This is a genomic window from Thauera humireducens (assembly GCF_001051995.2).
Taxonomy (GTDB): Bacteria; Pseudomonadota; Gammaproteobacteria; order Burkholderiales; family Rhodocyclaceae; genus Thauera; species Thauera humireducens.
Window position 1 is genome coordinate 4,101,567 of the sequence record NZ_CP014646.1, and the last position, 23,635, is coordinate 4,125,201.

Below are 23,635 nucleotides of genomic sequence, written 5' to 3' on the forward strand. Positions count from 1 at the left end.
GCACTCGTGTTGGTCGACAACGCTCCGGCTCCAGGCGCCCATGAACTTCCTCGCCCATGCCCTGCTTGCCGGTGAAGAACCCGCCCTGATCGTCGGTGGCGTGGTCGGCGACTGGATCAAGGGAACGCTGCCCGGCGTCCTGCCTGTCGACCTTGCGCGCGGCGTCGCGCTGCATCGCGCGATCGACGTGTTCGCCGAGACGCATCCTGCCTTCTGTAGGAGCCGGACGCGAGTCTCTACCTCGCGGCGGCGCTATGCAGGTGTGCTCGTCGACATCTTTTACGACCACCTGCTCGCACGTGCATGGGAGGCACATCATGACAGGCCGCTGGATGACTACTGCGCCCGGGTGTACGCGCACATAGGCGGCCGCCTGCAGGACCTGCCGCCTGCGGCGCGACCCGCGCTGTCGATGATGGCGCGCGAAGGCTGGCTTCAGAGCTACACGAGGATCGAAGGCATTGCAGACGTCCTGGCGAGGATGTCGCTGCGTGCGCGACAGCCAAATCCCATCGCGCAGGCCGAGCTGGAGTTCATCGCCGACGAAACGGGATTTGCCGATGACTTTGCGTGCTGGTTGCCGGAGGCTCAGGCCTTCGTCCGGAACTGGCTGCATCGACGGGAAACGCCCGATTCGGCGTAGCCCGTCGCAGAGATCGGAGGCCGTCCTGCGCAATACGTATGCCGTCGCATTGGCCGGGGATGACAATTGTCAAATTCCGCGGTCGGAAGCGTGCAATAGTTCCTTAACTGCAGCAAAATACTTGGTGCGTCATTCAGCGGGCCGCGTCGCCGTAAGCAAGGCATCATGCGGCTCCCGGGTGCCGGCCCGCGCCATTGGAAACTGATCATGACAAGTACCGGCTCTTACGATTTCGATGCCTTGAACGACGCAGCGTTTCAGACCGAACGCCTGCGCCAGCAGGCAATGGCGGTGCGGGGTATCGAAGCCTCGATCCTGCGCTCAGCCGGCATTCAGGCGGGACACGACGTGCTGGAAATCGGCAGTGGGCCGGGTTACGTTTCGGACCTGTTGAGCGAGCTCGCACCCGACGGCAGCCTTCATGCGGTGGAGCCGAACGCGGCCCTGTTGAAGCAGCTGCCGGAGAACGTCAAGAAGCCGCCGGCACGAGGTCTTCATCCGCATCAGGCCTATGGCAACGCGCTCCCACTGGCCGATGCGTCCATTGATTTCGGGTATGCACGCTTCGTGCTGCAACATGTGCCCGGTCCGCAGGCTGTGGTCGACGAGGTCTTTCGCGTACTGCGACCTGGTGGTGTGTTCTGTGCGGTCGATTCGGACGACGGCCTGGTCATCTTCCATCCCGAGGAGCCGCGCGTGACCGAGGTGATGCAGTCGGCGCAGGCTGTGCAGCACACGCAAGGCGGCGATCGCTTCATCGGCCGCAAACTACCCGGGATGATGCGGCATGCGGGTTTCTCGAACGTGAAGGCCCGCGTCATGTCGCTGACCAGCACCGAGTTGCCCTTTGGCGTCCTCTTCAACATCCTGCTGGGTTACAAGGCGTCCCTGCTTGGTGAGAGTGTCGACGCGCGCAAACTCTATGAGGATCTGGCGGCAGATGTCGCGGCCGGGCGCCGTCTGGTGGCGGCCGGCGTGTTCATCGTGTCCGGACAGAAGAATGTATGACATCGAAGCGGATCAGGAACAGGAACTGAGCATGGAGACGATTTATTTCAGCTTCGAGGAAGTTTTGCCCGGCACGTCGGCGTATGAGCGTTATCTCGAAGCGCGCTACGAGATCTTCTGCGAGGAGCTCGGGCGTGTCGAGCCGCCAAATGCGATGTCGAGCAACGGCAAACCGATCGAGACGGACCAGTACGATCCGTACAGCCGTCATTTCCTGGCGACGCACAAGCCGACACAGACCGTTGCGGGTTTCGTCCGCGTCATCCTGCCCAATTTGCACGGACTCAACGTCACGCCCCGCTACACGATCGATCGTCCTCTGCCGTATGCGGATGCGAGGGATGACAACACTGGCGAAATCTCGCGAATGGCTATCGCCCCGCATTTCCGTCGGCGGCATGCTGACCAGGGCAAGATTCAGGGCAGTCCCGAAGAGGAAATGTCCGGTAAGCGGGAGGGTGCTCGCCGTCACCAGCCCGAACTCGTGCTCGGGATGTACCGTGAGGTGTATCAACTCTGCCGGCAACTGGGTATCGACTACTGCGTGGCTGCGATGGACAGCCATTTCAGCCGCTTGCTTGTCGCCCTCGGGTTTCCCTTTGTCCCCGTTGGGCCTGTCAATGAGGCGGTGAGCCCTCCGCGTCGCGTCTTCCTGATCAGCGCACTGGAAATGGAGCGCAGTCTGGGGGAGAGGGAGGCCTCTTTGCTTGAATTCATGCGGGCCGGCGGGGAGACAAGACCGGCAGGCTAGCGCGATTTCACGCGGAGATCGTGATCTGTTTCACGAAGTGTTTTACATTTCAGTCAAAGCTATGAGAGCGCTGCTTCGGTATCTTTGCCGGAATTGATGGCATGCGCAGAGACCGTGTGGAGGTCGACGTACCAGTGGAGGAAGTATGGCTTTTCAGAACGTCGAGTACCTGATTGTCAGCCCGGGTTCAGGGGCGTATCAGGACTACCTCGCGTTGCGCCATGCGGTGTTTTGCAGAGAGCTGAAACGCATCCCTTCGTCCGCGGGGAGTACGTTCGAAACCGATGAGTTCGATGTTCACAGTCTCCATATCTTCTGCCGCGCTCGCAGCACGGGCGAGGCTCTTGCCTGCTCGCGCCTGATCCTTCCCGGACCCAAGGGGCTCAATGTCAGCGCCCGGTATTCGCTGCAACTGGTTGATGGCGTGCCGCTGGATCGTGTGGGAGAGGTCGGGCGCTTGACGCTGGCTCCTGCCCTGCGCCGAGTGCGCGGCAACGGCTTGATCCAACCCTGGGGCGCGCGTGAGGCAGGAGAAAGTCAGGGCCGGGGTGGCTTCGTTGGCTCGCGACGTTTCGGAGCACTTGTTACGCTTGGTCTGTACAGGGAGATCTTTCGCCTGATGGGGCGTTACGGGATTACCCACTGCTTCGCTGCGATGGAGCCGTCACTGGCTCGCCTCTATGGGCGGCTGGGGTTTCCGTTCTCCCCAGCGGGGCCGGCTCGTCAGGATGTGTATCCTGCGAGGCAGCCGTATCTGATCGACCTCCAGCACGCACGAGCGGTGCTTGCTGGGCGTAATGCGAATCTCTATTCGTTCATGATTGGCGGAGATGAACTGGCGTTGCCGCTCGGCGGCGGGGGTGTCCGTGTGGAGCCGGCGCTTCCCTCTGCGCCGTTGTTCGTGTCCTTGGTGGAGCGCGTTGTGGTTTGAAACGGATTGTCGGCCTGTCGTGTGCGACTATTGCGATCTCTGTCGGCGATAACAGGCTTCAAAAATAGAAAAAGCTGCTCAGCATCGCTGCGCAGCTTTTTTTCTTGAGCGTCCGGCGGGGGACACACTTCGTGAGACTTGGGATTGCGCCGGAGTCGTCGCCTGTCCAAGGTAGACTTGGGACGACTCCGGCTTCGGAAGAGCTCTAGCTCAGACGGTCTTTTTGAAGCGACGCGCGGCGCCGAGTCCGAAGAGACCAACACCGAGCAGTGCCAGCACGCTCGGCTCAGGAACACGGTTGAACGAAACGCTGCCATCCAAGGTGGAGGTGCGGGTCCACCGATTGGTGCCCGGAATTTGCGTCGGAAGTAGCGGATCAACGTTCGAGTCAATCCGAGCGTTGATGGCTACCGTCAGCGAGCTCCAGTCCGTTGCAGTCGGGAAGAAGAACGAACCCGGATCGACGAACGAGACAGAAGCGAAGATGATGGCGTTTCCGACCGTGCCGCCACTGTCGAGAATTTTCAGGGTCATCAGCAGTTTCTCTCCGAGATCGGAGGTGTCGCCATCGACGTTGTTGTCGTTATAGACGTTGATGGTCCCGCTTGTGTACCTCGCGAGGATTCCGCCCATTCCGTCGTTGAACGCGACTTTCCCTACGAGGTCGTTGTAGCTGAAACGTAACTGATGGAAGGTGCCGACACCTTCGTTAGCTTCTACGCCGCCGATGGCATTGGCATTGCTGTCTAGATAGCTCGATACGGTACCGAAGCCAGAGTCGAGTACGGAGTCGCCGACGGTAATGCCCGCAAATCCATCATCGTCGGTGAAGACAGACGTCGCTGACCAGTTGATCCCCAACTGATGAATGAGGGAGGTGTAGCCGTCTGTCGGGACAATGGCAGGGAGTTGGCTCACGTCAATCGCCGGCGAAGTGTCGAAGTTATTGACGTTGATGTAGAAGGGTTCGGCCATGGCGGCACCCGACGCAAACATCGACGAAGCGGCCAGTACTGCAGCGAAATTGTTGAGTTTCATGATTAGACTCCTGGTTGTGTGGGCTTTGGTCGCTTCTGCGTTTGCCCCCGCGGGTCGATAAGCATGATTTGTGCCCGAATCCTTTAGCGTTGAAAAAACAATTGGATAGGAGCGTAGGTTCAACAATGTTTGTGGGCGGTGTAAAGAATGCCGACACTTGGGCGCCATGATCGGTAGGGTAGTTTGCGCGTCTGCATATTTTGGGGCTCGCCCTTGTAATGCAGCGGGCTCTGCGAAAAGATGGCGCCAACTTACGCACACTGGAGAATCATTTTGAGCGCCTTCAACTACGACGAAGCCTTCAGCCGCAATCTCGGCGTCGTCAGTCCCGATCAACATCAACGCCTGTGCAATGCCACGGTGGCGATTGCCGGCATGGGGGGGGTCGGGGGCGATTATCTGATCAGCCTGGTGCGAGCGGGCGTTGGCGGCTTTCACCTCGCCGAGTTCGACGAATTCGAGCTGGTCAACTTCAATCGTCAGTATGGCGCCAACATGGGCACGATCGGGCGGCGGAAGCTCGATGTCATGGTCGAGTATGCCTTGCAGATCAATCCCGCGCTGCGCATCAAGACCTTCCCGGAAGGGATCTCCACGGGGAATATCGACGCGTTCTTGGCCGGTGTGGATCTGGCGATCGATGCGGTGGATGCATTCGCGGTGGATATGCATCCGTTGTTGATCAATGCGGCAAGTGCGCGCGGGCTGGCGACAGTGGCAGCGGTCCCGTTGGGGTTGGGTGCGGGGGTGCTGGCTTTTGGTCCGGAGGGCATGCCGTATGCGGATTATTTTGCGATCACCCCGGACATGAGCGAGGACGAGAAGATCGTGCAGTTCATGCTCGGCTTCGCGCCCGAGATGTACCACCTGAAATATCTGGATCCGAAGTTCATCAACCTGAAGGCGCGCAAGGGGCCGAGTTCGGTGGCGGGATGCAAGCTGTGCACCGGCTTCATCACGACGCAGGCGCTGGTTGCGTTGCTGCACCCTGAAGAACTGCGCTGCGTGCCGTGGTACACCTACCTCGATGCGCGCCTCGGGCGTTTCCGCCACCGCCGCCTGTGGTTGGGCAACCGCAACCCGCTGCAGCGGATCAAGAGCTTCGTCGCGAAGAAACGGCTCGAGAAGCTGAGCCCGACCGCGTGAGCGCGGAATCCGGCAGCCTGCGCCGGGTGTGTGGGTTAGAATCGGCCTCGCATGCCGGTGCATGGCTCGGCTGCTTGATCTGGAGGGGGTGATGTTGACTGGAACAGGCAGGCTGTCTGGCGGTTGTCTGGCCCGGGCATTGGCGTTTTTCGTGTCGGGATTCCTGCTGGCCGGCGCCGCGATGGCGGACGAAGCCGGCATGGCGCTGGCTCAGCGTGTCTATGACCGCCTCGATGGCGACGACGCCACGTCCGCGGTCACCATGGCGCTCGTCGAGGAGGGGCGCAGCCCGCGGTTGAGGTCGATGCTGCTGTACCGGCGCAGCGCCCCGGAGGGCGAGGTGTCCACCCTGATCCGCTTCACCGAACCGGCAGACATCGAGGGCACCGGCCTGCTGACGATAGACGCGGCCGACGGCGCTTCGAACCAGTGGATCTACCTGCCCGCCATGCAGCGCGTCCGCCGGGTGGACTCGAACCGCAAGGGCGGCCGCTTCGTTAACTCGGACTACTACTACGAGGACTTGCGCGACCGCAAACCAAGCATGGACGAACACCGTCTGCTGGGTCGCGAGGTCGTCGACGGCGTGGAGTGCGATGTGCTCGAGAGCATTCCGGTCGAGGCGGGCAATTCGGTCTACAAGCGGCGCGTGAGCTGGATCGATCCCGCGTCCCATCTGCCCTTGCGGATCGATTTCTTCGAGAAGGATCCGCAGGCGCCCAGCAAGCGGCTGCGGGTGGAGCGGCGGGAGCAGGTTCAGGGCTACTGGACGGTGATGGACAGCACGCTCACCGACCTGGGCAGCGGGCATCAGACGCGCCTGACGGTGCGCAGCATCGCCTACGATCGGAGCCTGCCCGAACGTCTGTTCAGCTCGAAGGCGCTCGAGGACGAGCGCATGGAACGAGAGTTCCGCCCTTGATGGTGCCGGTTTCGGGCGTGATGGCGAAAAGAACAACAATGCGGGAGTGTGAGATGCGTTTCATGTTTGAGCGGCGACGTCGTGCCATGGCGGCCTGCATGCTGGCGCTGGGCCTGACATCGACGTCGAAGTTGCATGCCGATGGTCTGAGCGTGCGTGCCGAGTCGCTGCGACTGGAAGTGGGTGGCTTCACCGATGATCCGGGATCCTCCGGGGCCGGCCTGTTGCGCGGGGCGGTCAGCGCCAAGGGCGGCAGTGGGGACCTGGAGTACGCGCTAGGCATGCGTTTCGACGTGCTGACGCAGTTCGGCGGCCGTGATTTCAACCGCGCGCGAGGCGACTACACCGAGAACTATCTTCGCTGGCGCGGAGATGACCTGCGGCTGACGATTGGCACGCAGAACATCATGTGGGGCCGGGTGGACGAGATCTCGCCGATCGATCGCATGAGTCGGGCCGACCTGACGCGCGCGGTGCTCGACAAGCTGCCTGAACGCCGGCGTGCGGTGCCTGCGCTGCGAGCGGAACACTTCGGCGAGGACTACAAGCTCGATGCAGTGCTGCTGCCGGCTTTCGACGACGCCGTGATGCCGCATCGCGACAGCGTCTGGCACCCCGTCGATGTGCGCCGCGGCCGGATTTTCGGCATCGGTACCTTCCCGGCACTGGTCGGCGTGCGCGTTCGCGAGGCCGACAACGACAGCAGTGGCGGCGGCGGGCTGCGTTTCACCCGTGAAGCGGATGGCATGGACTACGGCCTGAGCATCCAGCGCGTGCGCCAGTCGCAGCCCTATTACAAGCTGATGGGTGGCACGCTGCAGGCGGTTCATCCCTACAGCACCACGGTGGGGGCCGAGTTCGAGACCGAGCGCGGCGGCGCCACGTGGCGCATGGAGGCCGCATGGACGAGTGACGTGCCGCTCACGACACGGCGCTTCGGCTACCGCACGGCGCCCGGTTACGACGTGGTGATCGGGGCTGAGCTGTTCCCGGGTGACGGCGAGACTCGCCTGACGCTCCAGCTTGCCGCCCACCGGGTGATGACCGATGAGGCGGTGCTCGACCGGACCGAGGTCTACGCCCTCACGGGCGAGATCGAGCATCCGTTCGCGCTCGGTCGCTGGCGGGCCGATCTGCGCTTCGTTGCGGGGCTGGGCACACGCGATTTCTACCTGAATCCGCGCCTCACCTACACCGGTATCGACCAGCATGAAATCTTCGTCGCTGCTCACCTGTTCAGTGGCGCCGAGCAGACCCTGGGCGGCTTCTACGAGCGCAACGACAGCGTGTCGGTGGGCTGGCAGGCCTCGTTCTGAGGCGGCAGGGTGAGCGAGTGAGGGAAATCGGTTCGCGTCCATGCTGAGGTCCTGGCTGCAACGCATCCTGCTGCGCGTGACGCAACCCCAGCTGCTTCGCAGGCGGCCGGCGATGGCGATCATCCTGATCATCCATCTGATCTGCGGTGCGCTGCTGCTCCGTCTCGAACTCAACAATGCCCCCGAGCTCTACTTTCCGTCGGATGCGCCGGCGACGGTGCTGGAACGCGAACTGCGGGCGGAGTTTCCGAACGACGAGATCCTCATCGCCCTGTTCGAGGGTGACGATCTTTACTCGTCCGAAGTGCTCGGCGCGCTCGACCGCGTCGCCGGGCGCATGGAAGCGCACCCCGATGTCGATCGGGTGTTCTCCGTCACTCGGGTCGATCACATTGCAGGCAGTGCGGACGGCTTCGTCGTCGAGCCCCTGATCGATCCGGAACGGCTGGACGAGGGGACGGCCGATGAGCGCTTGCAGCGTGTGCTGGCCGACCGCTTCATGCCCGGCTGGCTTGCCTCGCGCGACGGCAAGGTGCTCGCATTGGTGGTGCGCACGCACAAACTGCAGGAGAGCCGGCAGCGCCAGTCCGTAGAACAGGCGCTCTACGATGCGGTGGGCGAGGAGGCTGTGGATGAGCGGCTGACCGCGGTGGCCGGTACGGTGGCGCTCGATGCTGCGCAACTGTGCTCGATGGTGCGCGACACGCTCGTCTTCACGCCGCTGGTGATGGGTCTGGGCCTGGCGCTGCTTTACTGGGTGGTCGGGCGCATCGTGCCGATCGTGATCGGCGCTGTGGCGATGAGCACCGTGGTGATCGCCTGCGTCGGCTTGATCGCGGCTCTCGGGCTGCCGTACACCCTGGTCACCGCGATGATCCCGACCTTGCTGTCCGCCTACACGGTCGGCAATCTCCTGCATCTCTACGCGGCGCTGAAGCGCATGCGGGATGCCGGTTTCCGGCGCCCCAAGCGCGTGGTGTTCGCGCTGCAGAGCGTGCATTCGCCGGCGATGTTCAACGTGTTGACCACGGCCGCCGGCATGATCAGCCTAGTGCTGGTGCCGATCCCGCCGATCCAGGTGTTCGGTGCGATCAGCGCGGTCGGTGTCGTGGTCATCTACTTCGTGGTGTTCTACCTCGTGCCGCCGCTGCTGGTGAAGTACGACCGTGGGCCGTGGCCCAAGAGCGGGGGCGGGTTTGCGTGGACCAAGCGCATCTCCTATGCGTTTGCGAGCTTCGGCATGCGCCGCGCGGGCTGGGTGGTTGGCGGTGCCGTTGTACTGGCTGTCGCGGCGATTCCGCTTGCGCTGAAGGTGCAGGCAGAGTCCGATCTGCTGAAGTTCTTCACCGCATCGCATCCGTTGACCCAGTCGACGGACAGGGTGGAGCGAACCTTGGTGGGGGTCACCGCGCTGGAGATCGTCATCGACGGGCCGGGGCGCGATGCCTTCAAGGATGCGAAGCGGCTGCAGGCGATCAAGGCCCTGCAGATGCAGGTCGAGGCGCTGCCCGAGGTCGATCGCAGTCTGTCGATGATGGATATCGTCGAGGAGATGCATTGGGCCTTCAACGAGGAGGACGAGGCTTTCCGTCGCCTGCCTGACGACGACCGCCTGCTCAGCCAGCTTCTCCTGATCTATGACGGCCGCGACCTGCAGGAACTGGTGAACAACGAGTACCAGCGCATGCGCATCCTGCTCAACGTGAACGTGCATGGCGCGAACGAAATCCAGGGGGTCATCGATCGCATCGAGGCCCTGATCGCGACGGTGGATGATCCTGCGCTGAAGTGGGAGCTGGCGGGGTACGGCCGCCTGTTTGCCGACCAGGAGGACCTGCTCGTCGTCGGCCAGTTGCATAGTTTCCTGGGCGCGTTCGGCCAGATCTTCCTGATCATGTTCCTGCTGTGGCGCTCGTTGCCGGCGGCGGTGATCGGCATGATTCCCAACCTCGCTCCGCTGTTCTTCGTGTTCACGCTGATGGGGGGCACCGGTATTCCGCTGGACATGGCGACGGTGCTGATCGCGGGGGTCGTGCTGGGCATCACGGTGGATGACACCATCCACCTTTTCCACAACTACCTGGCGCGCCGGGAGCAGGGGCGCAGCGTCGTGTTCTCGGTCGCGCGCAGCTTCGAAGCCTCGGGGCGCGCGGTGGTGGCGATTTCGCTGCTGCTGGTGTCGCAGTTCCTGCTGTTGGGTACGTCGAGCTTCGTCCCGACCTCCAACTTCGGTCTGCTCACGGCCACCGGCCTGCTGGCGGGACAGTTGATGGAGCTGCTGATGCTGCCCGCGCTGCTCGTGCTGTGGGGCCGGTTCAGGACGCGACACCGCTTCCTGTCGGCCTGAGACTGGGGGACGGCCGCCTGCCGGTGGAGTTTCAGCCGCGCATCGGGCGCTGCGGACTGCAGGGCCCGATGCGCGCCTTCAGCGTAGGACCATGTTGTCGCGATGGACGACTTCGGGTTCGTCGACGTAGCCCAGCAGCGTCTCGATTTCCCCCGTCGGCTTGCGTGCGATGCGGCGGCATTCGGTGGCGCTGTAGTTGACCAGGCCGCGCGCGACTTCCTCGCCGTCCGCGGTACGGCAGGCGACCGCCGCGCCGCGCTCGAAATCGCCGCGCACTGCAACGACGCCAACCGGCAACAGGCTACGTCCGCTCTTCAGCGCGGCGACGGCACCGTCGTCGATGACGAGATCGCCTGCGAGCTGGAGATGGTCGGCGAGCCATTGCTTGCGCGCCTGCAGCGGGCTGCTGGTCGCATAGAGTAGGGTACCGAGGGCCTCGCCGGCGGCGAGGCGCAGCAGCGGATCCTGCTCGCGCCCGCTGGCAATGCAGGTGTGCGCACCACTGCGGGCGGCGCGCTGGGCGGCGCGGATCTTGGTGATCATGCCGCCCTTGCTGATGCCGGTGCCGGCGTCGCCCGCCATGGACTCGTACTGTCGGTCCTCGGCGCGGCCTTCGGAGATCAGCGTCGCCGCCGGGTCCTTGCGCGGGTCGGCGGTGTACAGGCCTTGCTGGTCGGTCAGGATGATCAGCGCATCGGCTTCGATCAGGTTGGCGACCAGCGCGCCCAGGGTGTCGTTGTCGCCGAACTTGATCTCGTCGGTGACCACGGTGTCGTTCTCGTTGATGATCGGCACGACGCCGAGTTCGAGCAGGGTGGTGAGCGTGCTGCGGGCGTTGAGGTAGCGGGTGCGGTCGGCCAGGTCCTCGTGCGTCAGCAGGATCTGCGCGGTGTGCAGGCCGTGGCGCGAGAAGGCCTTTTCATAGGCCTCCACCAGCCCCATCTGGCCGACGGCTGCGGCAGCCTGCAGCCTGCTCATCTCCTGGGGGCGCTTGCTCCAGCCCAGACGTTGCATGCCGGCGGCGATGGCGCCGGAAGAAACGAGGGTCACCTCGCGGCCTTCCGTGCGCAGCGCAGCGATCTGCCTCGCCCAGTCGTCCAGTGCGTCCTTGTCGAGTCCGGCGCCGTTATTGGTGACGAGTGCGCTGCCGACCTTGACGACGAGGCGGCGGGCGTTGCGGATCTTGGTTCTCATCTGGGCTGCAAACCTTGGGTCAACAGGGGTCAATGCGGGGGTCAATGCGTTTGTGTCCGCCGCCCCCTGCGCGGCCGGATGGACGCCGCGCAGGGGGCGGCGGAGAGGTCAGCGCAATTCGTCGCCGGATGCGTCCTCGGGCAGGTCGTCCTCGTCCAGGGCTTCGGCTTCGTACGCTGCATCCGCGGCGGCGCGCTCGGCCTCGATCGCTGCAAGACGGGCCGTCTCGGCGGCCAGGCGCTCTGCACGTTCGGCTTCGATGCGGGCGCGTTCGGCGTCGAGGAAATCCTGGATCGCGAAGACGAGCGCCTTCGTGCCCTCGGCCTTCAGCGCGGAGATCTCGAAGTGCCGTTCCACCGGGCCGTAGGCCTCGAGAAACGCGGCAACACGCTCGGCGCGTTCTTCCTCGGGAATCAGGTCGAGCTTGTTCAGCGCCAGCCAGCGCGGCTTGTTGTAGAGCGCCTCGTCGTATTTGCGCAGTTCCTCGACGATGGCCTTGGCGTCGGCGACCGGGTCGGCCTCGGGGTCGAAGGGGGCGAGGTCGACCAGGTGCAGCAGCACATGGGTACGCTGCAAGTGACGCAGAAACTGGTGGCCCAGGCCGGCGCCTTCGGCCGCGCCCTCGATCAGGCCGGGGATGTCGGCGATGACGAAGCTGCGGTTCTCGGACGTGCGGACCACGCCCAGGTTGGGTGCGAGCGTGGTGAAGGGGTAATCCGCGACCTTCGGCTTGGCTGCCGACACGCTGCGGATGAAGGTGGACTTGCCGGCGTTGGGCATGCCCAGCAGGCCGACGTCCGCGAGGATCTTCAGCTCGAGGTGCAGGCTGAACTGCTCGCCTGGTTGGCCCATGGTCTTCTTGCGCGGAGCGCGATTGACGCTGGACTTGAAGTGGATGTTGCCCAGGCCGCCACGGCCGCCTCGGGCGATCAGGACTTTCTTGCCGTCCTCGTCGAGGTCGGCGATCAGCTCCTCGGTCTCGAGGTTGCGGATCACCGTACCCACCGGGAAGCGCAGCGTGATGTCGTCGCCGCCCTTGCCATAGCAGTCGCGGCTGCCGCCGTTCTCGCCGCGTTCGGCGCGGAAGCTGCGGGTGTAGCGGTAGTCGATCAGGGTGTTGAGGTTGCGGTCGGCCACTGCGTAAACGCTGCCGCCTCGCCCGCCGTCGCCGCCACTGGGGCCGCCCTTGGGAATGAACTTCTCGCGGCGGAAGGTGGCCGCGCCGTTGCCGCCGTCGCCGGCGAAGACTTCGATGCGGGCTTCGTCAAAAAACTTCATGCCTGATCAACCTTGATCCAAAAATGAAAAAGCCCTACCGCAAGGATAGGGCTTTTGTACTGCAAAAGCGCGTGGCGCCAGTGATCAGGCCGCTTCGGGCACGATGATCACGGTGCGGCGCTTCGACGGGCCCTTGACCGCAAACTGTACAACGCCATCCTTCAGCGCGAACAGCGTGTGATCCTTGCCGATGCCGACGTTGTCGCCCGGGTGATATTCGGTGCCGCGCTGGCGAACGATGATGTTGCCGGCGAGCACGAACTGGCCACCGTAGCGCTTCACGCCGAGGCGTTTCGATTCCGAGTCGCGGCCGTTGCGCGAACTACCGCCAGCTTTTTTGTGTGCCATGTCGGATTACCCCCTACGCCTTAGGCCGAGATCGCTTCGATGCGAAGCTCGGTGTAGTTCTGACGATGCCCCTGGTGCTTCTGGTAGTGCTTGCGGCGGCGCATCTTGAAAATCTTGATCTTGTCGTGACGGCCGTGCGAAACCACGGTCGCCTTGACGGAAGCTCCGGCGACCACCGGCGTGCCGATCTTCACGGACTCGCCTTCACCGACCATGAAAACCTGGTCGATGGTGATTTCGGAACCCACGTCGGCCGGTATCTGTTCTACCTTGATCTTTTCGCCAGCGGCAACGCGATACTGCTTGCCACCGGTTTTTATCACCGCGTACATGGTGTTGCTCCAGTTGATGGGTTTGCAAAGAATCGCGCACTCTAACTGGCGGGGTCCCGAAAGTCAATGCCAATCAGCAGCATACGCTTCTTGTCCGCCAGCGCAAGGCAGGTTGCGAGCCGTTGCCCAGGCGCTCAAGTGGGCGTCGCGGCTGGCGGCTTGTGCAGCAATGCCCTGAGTGCCTGCTGTTCGGTGCGGTAGGCGGCGATGTCAGCGATGCGCGGCCACAGGCCATCGCGTTCCATGGCGTCGATCACCTGCTTCTTGAGACCGCAGAAGGCGATCGACTGGCCTTGGGCGTGAAAGCGCTCGATCAGCCCGGCGAGCGTGTAGAGCCCGGTCGCATCGATCTCGTTGATGCCGGCCGCCGACACCAGCACGGTCCGCACGTCGGGCTGTGCCCGCGCGGCGCGTAGCAGTCCGTCCTCGAAGGAGGCGGCGGTGACGAAGGTCAGCGGGCTGTCGAAGCGAACGATCACGACCCGCGGATCGGGGTGGGTGAGCCCGAAGCGGTGAAGGTCGCGGTAGGTGCCGTCCGGGTGAAGGCCGAGCTGGACGACGCGCGGTTGCATGCTGCGATAGACCATCAGGGCCAGCGTCAGGATCAGACCGGTGAAGATGCCGTTCTGGATGTTGGGCGCAAATGCCAGCGTCGCAATGAAGGTAAGGATCGCGCTGATGCCATCGTCCCGGTTGGCGCGCCACGCGCGTCGCAACACCTTGAGGTCGATCAGGCCGCTGACTGCCTGCAGGATCACGGCGGCGAGCACGGGTTTGGGCAGGTGCCAGAGCAGGGGTGTGAGGTAGAGCAGCACGATGAGCACGATCGCTGCCGTCACCACGGACGACAGCCCGGTGCGCGCTTCGCTGGCGTAGTTGAGCGCCGAGCGCGAGAACGAGGCGCTGACGGGCATGCCGCTGGTGAAGGCGGCGGCGACCTTGCCCAGGCCCTGGCCGATCAACTCCTGATCCTGGTCCCAGGGTTGGCGGGTACGGCCGGAGATCAGCTTGGCGCTCGACGCGGCTTCCATGAAGCTGACCATCGCGACCACGAAGGCGGCTGGCAGCAGCGTCATGGCAAGCTCGGGCCGCAAGGGTGGCAGGCTGAGTGCTGGCAGCGACTGCGGAATGTGGCCGATCACGTCGCCGCCGCCCGCCTCGAATCCCAGCAGCGCCGACGCCGCAGTGCTTGCCGCGACCACGATCGGCACGCCTGGCAGGCGTGGTGCGAGGCGTTTCATCGTCAGCAAGGCCCCCAGGGTGCCGAGGCCGAAGGCGACCGAGGCCGCGTGGAGGTCGCGGTTGTCGGTCAGCATGTGTACCACGCCCATCACCAGGTGTTCGTCCTGCGCGAGGGCGATGCCGAACAGCGCGGGAATCTGCGTCAGGCAGATGATCAGCGCCGCTGCGTTCACGAAACCCATCAGAACAGGCATCGACAGCAGGTTCAGCAGCCAGCCCAGGCGCAGGACGCCCAGTGCGAGCTGGATGAGTCCGGACAACAGTGCAAGCAGCAGGGCGAGTCCGATCAGGCGCTCGGGGTCGCCTCCTGCAAGCGGCAGGAGGCTGGCGCCGACGAGCAGGCCGGTGAGGGCGACAGGGCCGGTGGACAGTTGGCCGCAGGAACCGAACAGTGCGGCGACCACGGCGGGTAGCAGGGCGGCATACAGGCCGACCTGCGGCGGCAGTCCCGCGAGTTTGGCGTAGGCCAGCGCCTGGGGAATCATGACCAGAGCGACGGTCAAGCCTGCCAGCAGATCGCCGCGCAGCCCGCCATCCGCCCAGTGCCGCGGCCAGGCGAGTGCGGGGAGAATTCTTTCTGGGCGTAAGCGCGCGGTCATCGGAAGGGAGCAACGGATCGATGGGCGCCATGGTAGCAAATGCGCGCATGCGACCTGCTGACGCCCCAGTTTGGGTCTGGTCGTGAAATCCGTCACGCGGGTCCGCAGGCAGGGCGCGCCGCTGCGGGTTTCGGTCGTGCGCTGGCTTGGGCGGTTGGTATGATCCCGTCACCGTCATCCATGCATCTCAAATGGCATTCTCTGCTGAAACCTGTGTCGCCATGCATATCGGCGACCGCGCCGAACAACAGGACCGCGTAGGGCTGTTCGCTCATCCGAAGAGGCCGGGTGTCATGCTCGCCGTCCTGGCGGATGGCATGGGCGGGCATAGCGGCGGGGCAATGGCGGCCGAGCAGGTCATCATGCGCGCGAAGCAGAATCTCGAAGTGTATGCGCCCGGACACGAGACGCCGCAGGAGTTGTTGTCGAGCGTCATCGACGAAGCGCATGTCGTCATCAAGCTCACGCGCTTTACCAGCGAGAAGGACCCGCACAGCACGGCCGTGACATTCCTGATGGAGCAGGGCAGAGCGTATTGGGCGCATTGCGGGGATTCACGCATCTACCACTTCCGCGGCACCGAGACGGTGTCGCGCAGCGGCGACCATTCGCTCGTCGGCGAATTGATGCGCAAGGGGCGCCTCGACGAAGAGGGGTCACTGAGGCATCCGCAGCGCAACGTGCTGTTGTCCTGTCTCGGCAGCGAGAGAGAGCCGAGGGTCGACTACGGCATGCTCGAGTCCCCCGATGCCGGCGATGCCTTCCTGCTGTGCTCCGACGGGCTGTGGGCCTACTTTACCGACGTCGAACTGGCTTCGACCATCCAGTCCGCGCCGCCGCGTGAGGCGGCCGAGCGCCTGATCGCCATGGCGCGCGAGCGCGCGGGCGGGGCGGGCGACAACATCTCCCTGATCATCGTCAAGCTCGTGCCCCTCGCCAGCGCTGCGCGCTGAGTGCAGGGGCTTCCTCCCGGGGCGCGGTCCTGCGGGAAGGTGTTCGCTCGCGCTCGCAGGCCTGCAGGCGGCTTCCCCTTATACCGTCAAGATTATTGCCGGCTGATCGAATGCCGGTAATATGGCCGACGCGCCGGCCATCACACAATGGGCAGGGAGATATAACGACAAGTGGCTCCCGGCGCGAAATTCAGGTGAAGACGGCTTTCGAGCCATTGATCAAACAGGGAGGAACAGCCCATGCCTCTGACCATCGGAGTGCTAGCGGAGACTGCTTCCGGCGAACGACGCCTGTCGGTCGTACCGGATGTCGTGAAGAAGTATCTGGGCCTGGGGGCCCGGGTGGTGTTGCAACAGGGCGCGGGAGTGCCGGCGCACTTTCCGGACGCGGTGTTTGCGGACGTGACGTTTGCCGCGAGTGCGGCCGAGGTGTGCGCGCAGTCGGACGTGGTGTTCTGCGTGCAACCGCCGACCGAGGACGTGATTGCGCAGCTGAAGCCGGGCAGCGTGCTGCTGGGCATGCTGCAGCCGTGGGCGAGCGCCGCGCGCGCGCGCCAGCTGGCCGAAGGCCAGATCACTGCGTTCGCGCTCGAACTCCTGCCGCGCATCTCGCGCGCGCAGAGCATGGATGCGCTGTCCTCGCAGGGCGCGGTGGCGGGCTACGAGTGCGCGCTGATCGCCGCCGACCATAGTCCGAAGTTCTTCCCGATGCTCACCTACGCCGCCGGCACGATCCGCCCGGCCAAGGTGCTGGTGATCGGCTGTGGCGTGGCGGGTCTGCAGACCATCGCCACCGCGCGGCGCATCGGCGCCATGGTCGAGGCCTACGACGTGCGGCCCGAGACGCGCGAGCAGGCCGAGTCGCTGGGCGCCAAGTTCGTCGACACCGGCGTGTCGGCGGCGGGCACGGGCGGCTACGCGCGCGAGCTCACCGACGAGGAGAAGGCCAGGCAGGCCGAGCGCCTGGCCAAGGCCGTCGCCCAGTGCGATGCGCTCATCACCACCGCGGCGATTCCGGGCAAGCCCGCGCCGCGCATCATCACCGCCGAGATGGTGGCGAAGATGAAGCCGGGCGCGGTCGTCGTCGACATGGCGGCCGAGACCGGCGGCAACGTCGAAGGCACGGTGGCGGGCGAGAAGGTCTGGATCCACGACGTGCTCGTGATCGGGCCGGTCAACATCCCCAGCCGCATGCCGGTGCATGCGTCCGAGATGTACGCCAAGAACCTGTTCAACTTCATCTCGCCCTTCATCCAGGACGGCGCGCTCGCGCTCGACTGGGACGACGAGGTGATGGCCGGTGCCTGTCTCACGCACGCGGGCGAGTGCGCCACGCCGGCGTCAAGCAGGTCCTCGGGCTGTAAAGGGAGAACGATCATGGAAGGAATTGCAGCGCTGTATATCTTCATGCTGGCCGCGTTCACGGGATACGAAGTGATCTCGCGCGTGCCGGTGATCCTGCACACGCCGCTGATGTCGGGCTCGAACTTCGTGCACGGCGTGGTGCTGGTGGGGGCGATGGTGGTGCTCGGCCACGCCGACCCGGACGATCCGGTGCAGCTTCTCATCGGTTTCGTCGCGGTGTTCCTCGGTGCGGCCAACGCCGCGGGCGGCTACGTCGTCACCGAGCGCATGCTGGCGATGTTCAAGGGTGGCAACAAGAAGGAAGGGGGCGCATAAATGGTCAACGGATTCATTCAGGCGTCCTACTTTGCGGTCGCGGTGGTGTTCATCCTGGGGCTGAAGGCGATGAGCTCGCCGGTCACGGCGCGAAAGGGCATCGTGTGGGCGGGCTACGCGATGGTCGCGGCGACGGTGGTGACCTTCTTCACGCCCGAGCTGAACAACGTCGGGCTGATGGTGCTGGCCATCGTGTCGGGCGGGGCGGTGGCGTGGTGGAGCGGCAAGACGGTGAAGATGACCGACATGCCGCAGATGGTCGCCATCTACAACGGCATGGGCGGCGGGGCGGCGGCGGCGATCGCCGCGCTCGAGTTCGCCCGCGGCGAGGTGCATGGCCCGGTGGTGGCCACGCTGGCGGTGCTCGGTGCGCTGATCGGCTCGGTGGCCTTCTCCGGCTCGTGCATCGCCTACGCCAAGCTGCAGGGCATCATGAAGAACGCTTACCGGCTGCCGCAGCAGAACCTGGTGAACATCGCGCTCGCCGCGGTCACCGCGCTGCTGGGCCTGGCGATCATCGTGTCGGATGCGCCCGCGTCGGTGCTCATCGTGCTGTTCTTCGTGCTGGCGCTGGCGCTGGGGGTGGTGCTGACCAGCCCGATCGGCGGGGCCGACATGCCGGTGGTGATCTCGCTGCTGAATGCCTTCACCGGACTGGCGGTGGGCTTCGAGGGCTACGTGCTGGGCAACCCGGCGCTGATCGTGGCGGGCATCGTGGTGGGCGCCTCGGGCACGCTGCTCACGCAGCTGATGGCCAAGGCGATGAACCGGCCGATCTCCAACGTCATCTTCACACCGCTGAGCGGCGCGGCCGCGGGCGGCGAAGGCGAGGCGATCGAAGGCACGATGAAGGAGTTCTCCGCGCTCGACGCCGCCTCGGTGATGCGCTACGCGAGCAAGGTCATCATCGTGCCGGGCTACGGCATGGCGGTGGCCGGGGCGCAGCACAAGGTGTGGGAGATGGCGCAGCTGCTCGAAGAGGGCGGCGTGGAGGTCGTCTTCGCGATCCACCCGGTGGCCGGGCGCATGCCGGGCCACATGAACGTGCTGCTGGCCGAGGCCGGGGTGCCCTACGACAAGATCTTCGATCTGGAGGAGATCAACGCCGACTTCCCGCAGGCGGACGTGGCGCTGGTGATCGGGGCGAACGACGTGGTCAATCCGGTGGCGCGCACCGACAAGACGAGCCCGATCTACGGCATGCCGATCCTGAACGTGGACATGGCGCAGAACGTGATCGTCGTCAAGCGCGGCAAGGGCGCAGGTTACTCGGGCATCGAGAATGCGCTGTTCTACAAGGACAACTGCCGCATGCTCTACGGCAGCGCGCAGCAGGCCATCGGCGAGGTGATCACCCACGTCAAGGCGCTGGAGGCCTGATCCTGTAACCGCCGGCCGTCAGGCTGGCGGGAAGGGCTCAAGCTTAGGTACGATCGGGCCGTAATCGGAGGCATCTTTCCTCCGGTTGCGGCCCGATGTCATTTCTGCGTGCTCTGATTCTTGTCGCCCTGTTGGGCGCGTCTGCCGTTCAGGCCCAGCAGGGCGGGCAGCCGGCCGCGCCCGCCGCCCGCGATGTGGAGCCGGTCAAGCTGCCCGCCGTCCCAGAGTGGCGCCGGACGGACAATTACCGCTTTCCGGCCATCGGCAGGACGGTCGCAGACATGCAGAACCTGGCGTACGCGATGCAGTTGCGCGATTACTGCGCAGACCGCCGCGTGAGCGACGATTTCGTGCGCGAACAGTTGACGCGCTTCGGCCGCCTGACCGGGCGCGACGAAACCTGCGCCAGCTTGATGGACTACTGAATGGCCGCGCGCAGGCTGCGTGCGAAGGCCTGTGCGTCGAGCGGCGGCCCGAACAACGGTCCCTGCTGCAGGTGGCAGTCGAGCGCGCACAGGAAGTCCTGCTGGGCGCGGGTTTCGACGCCGCGTGCAAAGACCTCGAGCCCCAGTGTCGCAGCCATGCCTGCCATCGCCTCCACCACTGCTTCGCATTCCTCGTCACGACCGACACCGCGCACCAGGTCAGGATCGAGCTTCACCGCCTTGAGCGGATAGCGCTTCAGGCGCCGGATGGAAGACATGCCGCGGCCGAAGTCGTCGATCGCGAGCCGGACACCCATTGCCGACAACGTCGTCATTGTCTGCAACAGGGAGGGGCTGTCCGTCTCCAGGATTCGCTCGTCGAGATCGAGCTCCAGGCGGTCGGGGGCGAGATTGCTGTTCTCGAGTACGAGGCGGACGCATTCCGCAAAGTCGCCGTGCAACAGTTGTTCGGTGGCGACGTTCACGGTCAGTCGCGGAGGCTGTCGACCGGCAGGGCCCGCGGGCCACAGGCGACCATAGCGGCAAGCGGTGTTCAGGACCCAGTCGCCGAGGCGCGCGATCAGCTGCGGGTCGCGGAGCGCACCCTTGAAGCGGCCGAAGGGGATCAGGCCCAGTTCGGGGTGCTGCCAGCGCAGCAAGGCCTCGCCGGCGCACAGTCGCCCGGAGCGGGTCTCGACGAGCGGCTGAAAGTGCAGGGTGAGGTTGCCGTTGTCCAGCGCCGAGCGCAGACCGGTTTCAAAAGCATCCAGCCCCGACTGCCAGGCGGTGCCCTCGAGCATGCGCGTGCCAGGCAGGGCAGACCGTAGCTGGCTGGACTCGATGTGCGAGGCGAAGTGCTGCGACGTCGGGTCTGCCGCGAGTTGTCCGAGCCGCTGCGGGTGTGTGCCAGCCGGGCTGAGAATGAGGGCGTGCAGGCCCGGGCGCAGGCGCGGAGCGCACAACACCTGGAGCTCGCGCGTGCCGCCTTCGGGTAAGGCGACGGTGATCAGGCTGCGGCGCTCGCCCTGGATCAGCAGCCGGGCGCGCACGTCGAGGAAGGCTTCTTCCGTCGGGAACAGCGCGCTGAGCGAGCGGCCGGCAACCTGTCGATAGTCACGTCCGAGCAGGTGGCAGGCGGCACCGTTGGCGTCGAGGATGAACTCGTCGCCGGTGATGATCAGGCCTTCGTCGATGAGCTCGAGAAGTGCGAGATAGACGCCAGCCTCCGCGCCTTCGGAAAGGTCGGGTACGAAGGGTTCGGCAGGAGATGGCGCGCCGGGCGGGCGTCCTGGAATGTTCACGGGCGGCGAATTCTCGAAGGATGTTCAGGATCTACGGCAACGATCCGAGAATACTTTACGCCACTGCGCCGCCGATGATCGAATAAGCCGCCCCGAATGCCCTATTTCCGGCCCAGGCCTCCAAGCAACACCGCAATGGGGCGTTGCGGGCGGCGCAGTGGATCGGGTTTGCCCTGCGCTGCCAGCGTGGGCTGGAGCTCGGGTGGAGGGGGCGAACCCGTTGCCGCTGTGGGTTCGTAGGGCTTGCTGAAGTCGAAGCCGTCCGCCGCGATGGGCGACTTATGCCGCGAGGGGCGCGTGCCGACCGGGCCCGGCGCACGCCCGCTGCTGGCGCGCGGCGTACGGGGCGACTCCTCGGCCGGGGTGGAGGCCGGCCGCCGGGAACGCGAGCGGCTGCCCGCCTCGAAGAACTCCGGCTCGGGGTCGAAGCCGGGCACGACTTCCTGTGGAATCTCGAGCTTGATCAGCTTCTGGATCTCGGCGAGGCGGTGCTTTTCTTCCGCGCACACGAGCGACACCGCGTTGCCCTGATGGCCGGCCCGGCCGGTACGGCCGATGCGGTGCACATAGTCTTCGGCCGTGTGCGGCAGCTCGAAGTTGATCACATACGGCAGTTCGTCGATGTCGATACCGCGTGCCGCCACGTCGGTGGCGACCAGTACGCGCAGCTTGCCGCTCTTGAAAGCCTCGAGTGTTTCGGTGCGTTGTTGCTGCCCCTTGTCGCCGTGGATGGCGTCGGCGGAGATGCCGTGGCGTTCGAGGAAGTGCGCAAGCCGGCCACAGGCGAGCTTGGTGTCGACGAATACCAGCGCCTGGGTGTCGGGCTGGTGGCGCAGGAGATGCGCCAGCAGGTTGCGCTTCATACCTGATGACACCGGATGCACGCGGTGGGTGATCGTCTCCGACACCATGTTGCGGCGAGCGACCTCGATCAGCTGCGGGTTCTTCAGCATCTGGTCGGCGAGTTTCTTGATCTCGTCGGAGAAGGTGGCCGAGAACAGCAGGCTCTGGCGATTGGCCGGCAGCAAGGCGAGGATGCGCTTGATGTCGGGAATGAAGCCCATGTCGAGCATGCGGTCGGCTTCGTCGAGCACCAGCACTTCGACCTGGGACAGGTTGATCGATTTCTGTTCGACGTGATCCAGCAGGCGGCCCGGTGTGGCGATGACCACCTCGATGCCGCGGCGCAGCTCGGCCTGCTGGGGCTTGATGTCGACCCCGCCATAGACGCAGATCGAGCGCAGCGGCAGATGCTTGCTGTAGGTCTTGACTGACTCGTAGACCTGCATCGCCAGCTCGCGCGTGGGCGCGAGGATCAATGCGCGCGTGGCGTGGCGTGCCGGCGAGGTGCTGGTGTTGGCGTGGCGGGCGATGCGGTGCAGCAGCGGCAGGGTGAAACCGGCCGTCTTGCCCGTGCCCGTCTGGGCGCCGCCCATGACATCGTGGCCGGCAATGACGGTGGGGATGGCCTGGCGCTGGATCGGCGTCGGCTCGGTATAACCGGCGTCGGCGACGGCCTTGAGAAGTTCGGGTATGAGGCCGAGATCGGCGAAACTCATGGGTGCCTTTGGGGTGGACGCGGTCGACAGCCGACCGCCGGATTGCGGAAACCCGGATTATACACAGCACACAAAACCGTTACGGGACAGGGGCTTCGCACATGCCAGCGCTCCCTTCCCCTGTGCGCTCAGCGTTTGAGCGTGAGGAAGGCCGTGACCTCCTCGCGGTCGTGGTACAGGTGCTTGATCCGCAGGTCGAAGGGGCCGACGCTGTTGAGCCGCTTGCGGATCAGCTCGCGGCATTGCTCCACCGCCTCGAGCCGCCGCTTCATCGGCAGCTTGAGGTTGAAGACGGTGTAGCGGCAACGTCCGGTGGCGATCCACTCGGCCATCAGGGAGGCGATGCGCGAGGGCTGTTCGACCATGTCGCACACCATCCAGTCCACCGCGCGCTGAGGGCGCCAGGTGAAGCCGTCGGCCTTCAGGTGCTCCACCATCTCGGTCGCCATCACGCTGTCGCGCAGCGGACCGTTGTCGATGGCAGTGACGCGCAGGCCGCGATGCACCAGCTGCCAGGTCCAGCCGCCCGGGGCCGCGCCCAGGTCGACCGCGCGCTGGCCGGCGCGCAGGATGCTCTCGCGCTCGTTGTCATCGAGCAGGGTCATGAAGGCCTCGGCGAGCTTCATCGTCGAGCGGCTGGGGGCGTTCGAGGGCATGCGCAGGCGCGGGATGCCCATCGGCCACGGCGCGCACTGGTCGCTCTGTCCGGCGGCCAGCCAGGCCGTGGTGGCGTCGGTGAACAGCACGTGCAGCACGGGCAGGCCGGTGCGGCTGCTGCGCAGGCAGCCGGCCTTCTCGAGTGCCTTGGTCAGGGGTTCGGTAAAGCGCTTGCAGAAACCGGAACGCTGCTTGGCTTCATCGGTGTCCGGGGTTTCGAGCACCACGCTGCAGAAGCGTTGTCCCGAGGCCTTTACGGCTTCGACGATGGGGGTGGCGCGATCGCGCTCGGGCAACTCCTCGACGCGTGCGAACCACGGCAGCAGCTGGCGGGCGAAGCAGGGGCGGCGCCAGTCCGTGGCGTTGCCGAAGCTGCCCAGCGGCGTGGGTTCGAAGGTCTCGAAGACGACGTAGCCGGTATCGGGCTGGGCGCGCACGTAGCCGATCAGGCCGGCTTCGGCTGCGAGGTCGTCGAGCTCTCCGGCCAGTTCCTTCTCGAAGCCGGCGCGGCAATAGCCGATCAGGCCCGAGCTCAGCAGGCCGGCGGCGGGGGTGTGTTGATTCATCGGGATGGGGCGCGTGGGC

21 protein-coding genes and 1 pseudogene are annotated in these 23,635 nt (G+C 65.2%); 13 read left to right on the plus strand and 9 right to left on the minus strand.

Annotated elements, in window-relative coordinates:
- Positions 1-40: 40 nt before the first annotated feature.
- From AC731_RS19045 to AC731_RS19060, 4 genes are all read left to right on the plus strand, one after another.
- Positions 41-643: an acyl carrier protein phosphodiesterase gene (locus AC731_RS19045; protein WP_048708486.1), complete on the plus strand. Its 603-nt coding sequence runs from the start codon at positions 41-43 to the stop codon at positions 641-643.
- A 165-nt stretch (positions 644-808) separates the two neighbouring features.
- Positions 809-1,651, plus strand: coding sequence for a methyltransferase domain-containing protein (locus AC731_RS19050; protein ID WP_237266569.1), 843 nt, complete (start codon positions 809-811; stop codon positions 1,649-1,651).
- A complete protein-coding gene (locus AC731_RS19055; protein ID WP_048708490.1) occupies positions 1,644-2,402 on the plus strand; it encodes a PEP-CTERM/exosortase system-associated acyltransferase in 759 nt (252 codons plus the stop codon). Before AC731_RS19050 ends, AC731_RS19055 begins: the two co-directional genes overlap by 8 nt.
- A 145-nt stretch (positions 2,403-2,547) precedes the next feature.
- The gene (locus tag AC731_RS19060) at positions 2,548-3,333 is read left to right on the plus strand and encodes a GNAT family N-acyltransferase (protein WP_048708492.1); all 786 of its coding nucleotides are present in this window, start codon (positions 2,548-2,550) and stop codon (positions 3,331-3,333) included.
- A gap of 210 nt (positions 3,334-3,543) precedes the next feature.
- Here AC731_RS19060 and AC731_RS19065 read toward each other — a convergent pair whose 3' ends face one another.
- Entirely contained in the window at positions 3,544-4,371 is an 828-nt protein-coding gene (locus AC731_RS19065) for a PEP-CTERM sorting domain-containing protein (RefSeq protein WP_048708494.1), read from the minus strand.
- A 273-nt stretch (positions 4,372-4,644) separates the two neighbouring features.
- Here AC731_RS19065 and AC731_RS19070 point away from each other — a divergent pair, with 273 nt between their 5' ends.
- The 4 genes from AC731_RS19070 to AC731_RS19085 all read left to right on the plus strand — a co-directional run bounded on the left by AC731_RS19070 (position 4,645) and on the right by AC731_RS19085 (position 10,102).
- Positions 4,645-5,517, plus strand: coding sequence for a ThiF family adenylyltransferase (locus AC731_RS19070; protein WP_082794377.1), 873 nt, complete (start codon positions 4,645-4,647; stop codon positions 5,515-5,517).
- Between the two features lie 151 nt (positions 5,518-5,668).
- Positions 5,669-6,439 (plus strand): outer membrane lipoprotein-sorting protein, encoded by a 771-nt coding sequence (locus AC731_RS19075; protein WP_237266570.1) that lies wholly within the window; start codon positions 5,669-5,671, stop codon positions 6,437-6,439.
- A gap of 53 nt (positions 6,440-6,492) precedes the next feature.
- Positions 6,493-7,755: a DUF1302 family protein gene (locus AC731_RS19080; protein WP_048708497.1), complete on the plus strand. Its 1,263-nt coding sequence runs from the start codon at positions 6,493-6,495 to the stop codon at positions 7,753-7,755.
- Between the two features lie 40 nt (positions 7,756-7,795).
- Complete coding sequence (locus AC731_RS19085; protein WP_048708498.1) at positions 7,796-10,102, plus strand: efflux RND transporter permease subunit; 2,307 nt, start codon at positions 7,796-7,798, stop codon at positions 10,100-10,102.
- Positions 10,103-10,180: 78 nt separating this feature from the next.
- Here AC731_RS19085 and proB read toward each other — a convergent pair whose 3' ends face one another.
- From proB to AC731_RS19110, 5 genes are all read right to left on the minus strand, one after another.
- Entirely contained in the window at positions 10,181-11,296 is a 1,116-nt protein-coding gene (proB, locus tag AC731_RS19090) for a glutamate 5-kinase (protein WP_048708500.1), read from the minus strand.
- Between the two features lie 108 nt (positions 11,297-11,404).
- Positions 11,405-12,574 (minus strand): Obg family GTPase CgtA, encoded by a 1,170-nt coding sequence (gene cgtA, locus AC731_RS19095; RefSeq protein WP_004259051.1) that lies wholly within the window; start codon positions 12,572-12,574, stop codon positions 11,405-11,407.
- An 84-nt stretch (positions 12,575-12,658) separates the two neighbouring features.
- Positions 12,659-12,922 (minus strand): 50S ribosomal protein L27, encoded by a 264-nt coding sequence (gene rpmA, locus AC731_RS19100; protein ID WP_004259048.1) that lies wholly within the window; start codon positions 12,920-12,922, stop codon positions 12,659-12,661.
- 20 nt (positions 12,923-12,942) lie between these two features.
- On the minus strand, positions 12,943-13,254 hold the full coding sequence (gene rplU, locus AC731_RS19105; RefSeq protein WP_004259044.1) for a 50S ribosomal protein L21: 312 nt from the start codon (positions 13,252-13,254) through the stop codon (positions 12,943-12,945).
- 134 nt (positions 13,255-13,388) lie between these two features.
- On the minus strand, positions 13,389-15,095 hold the full coding sequence (locus AC731_RS19110; RefSeq protein WP_048708502.1) for a SulP family inorganic anion transporter: 1,707 nt from the start codon (positions 15,093-15,095) through the stop codon (positions 13,389-13,391).
- Positions 15,096-15,286: 191 nt separating this feature from the next.
- Here AC731_RS19110 and AC731_RS19115 point away from each other — a divergent pair, with 191 nt between their 5' ends.
- The 5 genes and pseudogenes from AC731_RS19115 to AC731_RS19135 all read left to right on the plus strand — a co-directional run bounded on the left by AC731_RS19115 (position 15,287) and on the right by AC731_RS19135 (position 19,533).
- Positions 15,287-16,048: a PP2C family protein-serine/threonine phosphatase gene (locus AC731_RS19115; protein ID WP_038011482.1), complete on the plus strand. Its 762-nt coding sequence runs from the start codon at positions 15,287-15,289 to the stop codon at positions 16,046-16,048.
- Positions 16,049-16,288: 240 nt separating this feature from the next.
- Positions 16,289-17,412 (plus strand): annotated as a pseudogene (locus tag AC731_RS19120) (NAD(P) transhydrogenase subunit alpha).
- A gap of 13 nt (positions 17,413-17,425) precedes the next feature.
- Positions 17,426-17,728 carry an NAD(P) transhydrogenase subunit alpha part 2 gene (locus tag AC731_RS20180; RefSeq protein ID WP_004259024.1) on the plus strand — a complete coding sequence of 101 codons (303 nt, stop codon included), beginning with the start codon at positions 17,426-17,428 and terminating at the stop codon, positions 17,726-17,728.
- The gene (locus AC731_RS19130) at positions 17,729-19,108 is read left to right on the plus strand and encodes an NAD(P)(+) transhydrogenase (Re/Si-specific) subunit beta (RefSeq protein ID WP_048708506.1); all 1,380 of its coding nucleotides are present in this window, start codon (positions 17,729-17,731) and stop codon (positions 19,106-19,108) included.
- Between the two features lie 95 nt (positions 19,109-19,203).
- The gene (locus AC731_RS19135) at positions 19,204-19,533 is read left to right on the plus strand and encodes a hypothetical protein (RefSeq protein WP_048708507.1); all 330 of its coding nucleotides are present in this window, start codon (positions 19,204-19,206) and stop codon (positions 19,531-19,533) included.
- Here AC731_RS19135 and AC731_RS19140 read toward each other — a convergent pair.
- The 3 genes from AC731_RS19140 to rlmM all read right to left on the minus strand — a co-directional run bounded on the left by AC731_RS19140 (position 19,527) and on the right by rlmM (position 23,616).
- Positions 19,527-20,834 (minus strand): EAL domain-containing protein, encoded by a 1,308-nt coding sequence (locus AC731_RS19140; RefSeq protein ID WP_048708508.1) that lies wholly within the window; start codon positions 20,832-20,834, stop codon positions 19,527-19,529. The two genes, AC731_RS19135 and AC731_RS19140, sit on opposite strands and share 7 nt — an antisense overlap.
- A gap of 101 nt (positions 20,835-20,935) precedes the next feature.
- The gene (locus AC731_RS19145; RefSeq protein ID WP_048708510.1) at positions 20,936-22,393 is read right to left on the minus strand and encodes a DEAD/DEAH box helicase; all 1,458 of its coding nucleotides are present in this window, start codon (positions 22,391-22,393) and stop codon (positions 20,936-20,938) included.
- 128 nt (positions 22,394-22,521) lie between these two features.
- A complete protein-coding gene (rlmM, locus tag AC731_RS19150) occupies positions 22,522-23,616 on the minus strand; it encodes a 23S rRNA (cytidine(2498)-2'-O)-methyltransferase RlmM (protein ID WP_004259011.1) in 1,095 nt (364 codons plus the stop codon).
- Positions 23,617-23,635 lie beyond the last annotated feature (19 nt).